This window comes from Psychromonas sp., assembly GCF_983033635.1.
In genome coordinates this window covers 1-4,750 of record NZ_CEZLMY010000158.1, presented here as the reverse complement: position 1 = coordinate 4,750, position 4,750 = coordinate 1, and the positions used below count along the sequence as shown (strand labels likewise).

Annotated in this window: 4 protein-coding genes and 1 pseudogene; 3 read left to right on the top strand and 2 right to left on the bottom strand. The window is 40.3% G+C overall.

Features of this window, described 5'->3' with window-relative positions:
- Both AC4GME_RS15355 and trpR read right to left on the bottom strand, forming a co-directional pair.
- Window positions 1-818 (bottom strand): amino acid permease (locus AC4GME_RS15355; RefSeq protein ID WP_490379702.1); only part of this gene is annotated, 818 nt, incomplete at its 3' end.
- 4 nt (window positions 819-822) lie between these two features.
- Window positions 823-1,086: a trp operon repressor gene (gene trpR, locus AC4GME_RS15350; protein WP_490375942.1), complete on the bottom strand. Its 264-nt coding sequence runs from the start codon at window positions 1,084-1,086 to the stop codon at window positions 823-825.
- A 378-nt stretch (window positions 1,087-1,464) separates the two neighbouring features.
- On the opposite strand from trpR, the gene yciA reads away from it, so the two are divergent.
- The 3 genes and pseudogenes from yciA to AC4GME_RS15335 form a co-directional block, all read left to right on the top strand.
- Complete coding sequence (gene yciA, locus AC4GME_RS15345; RefSeq protein WP_490379701.1) at window positions 1,465-1,878, top strand: acyl-CoA thioester hydrolase YciA; 414 nt, start codon at window positions 1,465-1,467, stop codon at window positions 1,876-1,878.
- Window positions 1,879-2,137: 259 nt separating this feature from the next.
- On the top strand, window positions 2,138-3,064 hold the full coding sequence (locus AC4GME_RS15340; RefSeq protein ID WP_490375940.1) for a DUF3179 domain-containing (seleno)protein: 927 nt from the start codon (window positions 2,138-2,140) through the stop codon (window positions 3,062-3,064).
- A 239-nt stretch (window positions 3,065-3,303) separates the two neighbouring features.
- Window positions 3,304-4,428 (top strand): annotated as a pseudogene (locus tag AC4GME_RS15335) (glutamate-cysteine ligase family protein); the annotation flags it as partial.
- Window positions 4,429-4,750: the final 322 nt, after the last annotated feature.

Sequence of the window (4,750 nt, the reverse complement as noted above, 5' to 3'; positions counted from 1 at the left end):
ATATTGCCACCCGCAGCAATAACAGCAGCAAAACCTTCTCGTCCGATTGCGGTAAAACTAGCCAATAACCATACAAGGTAGATAGCTATCGCTAACAAACTGCCATAACGAATTGAGTTAACGACTTTTTTGCTGTCTTTTTGGTAATACTTAACCAGGCTGGGAATATTAGAGTGGAAGCCAAAGCAGACCATTAATGCAGGAATAGCCGCCCAGCTATAATGCAGGCGCTCAGTCATTTCAGCTAAAGGCTGTAACTGTGAAAATTCGGCGTTATTCAACAAACCGAAAATGGCAATACTGAAAGTGATCACCATGCCACCGAGCATTGCGGAAGTAAAACGATCCACGGCACGCGTGCTAAAGCTTACGATTAACCCCAGTAACACAGCAAAAATAAAACTACTTACGGATTGGCTTAGGTTAATATCCAATCCTGACTGCAGGCTATGTCCGAGCATCGATCCGCCACCCGATATATACGCATAGACCAGAATATAACTGACAAACAGAACAGACAAACCATTAACTAAGCGTAACGAAGGAGATAACAAGGTCTTGGTCATGGTATCGAAGTTGACGCCATGTTTAAATTTTTGGTTTGCTTCGAGTAAATATAACGCCGAGCTATACATGCAATACCAGGAGATACCAAGAAATAACACCGCCCAACCAAACCACATATTAGAGGTCAGAATCGGCAATGAAAACATACCCGCACCGATACTGGTGCCGGTAATGATAAATACGCCACCGAGAGAAGATATTTGTGTATCTTGATTGGATATCATTAGCTCATTGGTTATTGCCTCTGACATAAACTTATTCCTTAATTAATAATGTTTGTAATAGTTTTTTTTCAGCACTGCTCATCGATTTCAAATTATTTGAACCGCGTGTAATGGTCGCAATACTTATTGCATGTTCCTTGGCGATCTCTCGTTGTGACTTTTCACCGCGCAATAACTCTTTATAAACTAAGATGCGTCCGTTAATTGCATTAAGTTCTTCTGCAGAAAGCAGTAAAGGAATAAGTAATGATAAATCCTCAGATCCTGCTACTTCACCCAATAATTTAGCGATCATTTCCAATCTCCTCGACGGCCCGCCTTGTAATGGCGAAACAGTACAGCAGTACAGTAGGGTTGATCAAGTTTTATTTGTACATTGCCTATTAAATTTAAAACTGCTCGCATCTATTTAAAAAACATCTTTCCTTTTAATTAATAAAGATCAGAGCGTGTTTAAAGTGATTTTTATTAAGCATCAATGATAAAGTATTCGAATCTGACTCTTAAGGTCTGTTGATCTTTCAAGGTTGTTTTTGCAGCTGTTTGTTGGCTATTTATACAAGACAGAGCCAATGTAGTGTGGTTATTCCACATAAATAGGCGATAACGCAGTAGAAATTGTCAACATCCCCTAGGAGTCCCGCCTTTTTTTATTATCAATGAGAAGATAGTTATGAAAACAACCACATCATCCGAGCAAGCCCCGCGTGGCGAGTTATTATTACGCACGCTTGCGATGCCAGCAGATACTAATGCCAATGGGGATATTTTTGGCGGTTGGATCATGTCACAACTTGATTTAGCGGGAGCTATTCTTGCAAAAGAGATTTCAGGCGGTCGTGTCGTAACAGTATCAGTTTCCAGTATCACCTTTAAAGCTCCTGTCGGAGTCGGTGATGTCGTTTGTTGCTATGGCGAATGCACAAGAATTGGTAACGCGTCTCTTTCTGTTGCACTTGAAGTTTGGGTTAAAACTGTTGCAACTGACGGTGTGAGTTCCCCCTACTTAGTATGTGACGCAGTATTTAACTACGTCGCAATCGACGGTGATGGAAAACCGCGACCTGTTGTTAACAAATCAAAGTAACTCATGTTTCGAGGAGCGATCTTGCCTTTTAAAACAGCAAATCAATTCGCCGAGCTTGCTCCTTTCCATTTTGCTTATGATGAATAAACGCTTTAGCAAGGAGCATAAGGCTAATCCGCAAATATCTTTCTTAGCAATTTATAAAATTGCTTAATTCATACATTTTCTATTAAACGGGCATAAAATAATAAAGATATCCTCAAACCACTTGGATATATACAAGTGCAAGGCGATTAGAAATGTATTCGGAGATAACGTCATGAGAAGACTGCTACTACTGATCCTGCCATTATTATTTGCCCTTTTTTTTATAGTGACTGCTGAAGAATTTACTCCTGATTTCAAGACTGATTTTTCAAAAAGCAGCATAGATTTAAAAAAAGTATTATCCGGGGGACCTGGAAAAGAGGGAATCCCTGCTATTGATAATCCAAAATTTATTAATATTAAGCATTCAGATATTCGCGATGATGCTTTAGGCGTTTTGCTGAAAATTAAAAATCAGACTCGTTTTTACCCTTTTAATATCTTGGTTTGGCATGAGATTGTAAATGATCAGATAGGAGGCAAATATGTAGCAGTTACGTTTTGTCCACTATGCGGCTCTGCAATAGCATTTAATAGAAAATTTGCAGGCAGGATACATCGCTTTGGAGTAACGGGTTATCTATATGAATCCAATTTACTTATGTATGACAGTGTGACAGAAAGTTTCTGGTCGCAATCTTTAGGAGAGGCTGTTATTGGCGATTACATTGGAGAAAAACTAGAGATAGTCGATGTAAGTATACTGCAGGTTAAAGATGTAAAGAAAAAATATCCAGCTTCATTAATATTGAGTACAGATACCGGATTCAATCGGAATTACAATCATTATCCATATGAAGATTATCAGACATCTTATGAAATCTATTTTCCTATCAGTAAGACGAATGCCAAGTACCACGTGAAAGAGATCATGTATGTGTTTAGATATAATAATGTCTCATTTGCATTTCCGGTAAAAGAGTTTCACTCTGATAAATTCACGTATAAATTTGCTGACACTGTGATAGATATAATTAATGACCAAGGAGAAATTAAGATACTAATCGATGGAGAAGAATTTCCTGGATATTATGAAATGTGGTTTAGCTGGGTAATACATAACTCTGCCACAGGTGTTGTTTTAGATAAAATTAACTAGCACTCTCGTTCCAAAAAAGTAATAAAAGCGATTGCAGGTCACCTTCACCCGCCTGGGTAACACTCTATTATTAGAAAGATCTTTGCAATCCACTCATCCATGATCTGGGTGATTTAGTTCGCACAATTACGTTAATTTTATTTCCTGCAAAAATCAAACTATCCTTAGTTGAGAAGGTTACCAGCACCGCACCCTAATATATGACATAGCTTAACTGAGTCAAAAGCTGACTAAAGGATATGCATGTGGGAAAAGATATAGAGCAAACGCAGTTTGAACCTAAAGACTTTGAGCAATACCAGCAATGCCTGAATAAAAATCTACAGGCATTTCGAGAGCTGTTGTCACAACCCGGTTTTGGCCGTGGCTCCCCCTCCTTTGGAGCCGAACTTGAACTGTATATTATGGATGATAAGGCGGCACCAAAACCGATCAATAATGTGATTCATCGTCAGATGAAGGATAAACATCTCACTCTAGAGCTTAATCGTTTCAATCTTGAATATAATTTCATTCCAGTACAGCAAGGTGATGCACCATTTAGCAAAATGAGAACACAGATGACTGCTGCACTGCAATGTTTGTCTAAATTGGCAAGAACAAAGCAAGCTCGCATATTACCTATCGGTATTTTACCCACCCTGCAGGCTTCAGATATGGGCCTTGATGCTATAACTGATATACCTCGATTTCAGGTGCTAGCGAAAGCATTAAGAGACAAGCGCGGTTCAGATTTTCATATTCATATTGATGGTTTGGAGTCTTTAGATCTCCATTGGCAAGATGTCTCTCTAGAGGGTGCCAATACATCCTTTCAATTTCACTACCGCATTAATCCAGAAAACTTTGCTGACGCTTATAATGCAGCCCAACTCACCACCCCCCTTGCACTTGCACTTTCAGCTAATTCACCAATTTTTTTAGGCCGAAAGCTTTGGCACGAAACACGTATCGCCCTGTTCAAACAGTCCACTGATTACCGCATTGAAGACACCTTGGATAAACACTTGCCTGCGCGAGTGTTATTTGGTTTTGGCTGGGTTCGAAAAGACATTTACGAGATGTTTGCTGAAAGCGTCTACCTGTTTGATCCGATTCTGCCAATTTGTACGGATATCGACCCATTCAATGAACTGCGCTCAGGTCAAGCACCATCACTAAGCGAACTAAGGCTGCACCTGGGGAGTATTTGGAATTGGAATCGCCCTATCTATGATCCTGTTGACAATGGACATTTACGCATTGAGTTACGGTCGCTGCCGGCAGGGCCGACCCCCTGCAATATGCTTGCAAGTGCTGCTCTTATGAGCGGCCTGATGCGCGGCTTACAAGATCATTTAAGTGCCATACTTCCGGGACTTCCTTTTCGTTATGCTAAACAAAATTTTTACCGCGCAGCTAAGTATGGATTGCAGGCAAAGCTGTTCTGGCCCAGTTTGTTGTCAGGAAGATTAGAAGAACGTCCTGTTATCGACATACTTAAGGAGCTGCTGCCTGTTGCCGAAGAGGGATTATGCCAGCTTGGCGTGGCTGATAGCGAGATTAACCAGCAGATAAGCATTATTAAAGGCGGACTGGAAACGCAAATCAACGGCGCACAATGGCAGATTAATATGTTCGACAAACTAATGAAAACCGAGGATCGAAAAACGGCACTGTCGCAACTTGTTGAGCATTACTATACAC

Coding starts and splice junctions, on each gene's coding strand:
- yciA (WP_490379701.1), top strand. CDS start 1,465: ATGAAAACAACCACATCATCCGAGCAAGCCCCGCGTGGCGAGTTATTA.
- AC4GME_RS15340 (WP_490375940.1), top strand. CDS start 2,138: ATGAGAAGACTGCTACTACTGATCCTGCCATTATTATTTGCCCTTTTT.
- trpR (WP_490375942.1), bottom strand. CDS start 1,086: ATGATCGCTAAATTATTGGGTGAAGTAGCAGGATCTGAGGATTTATCA.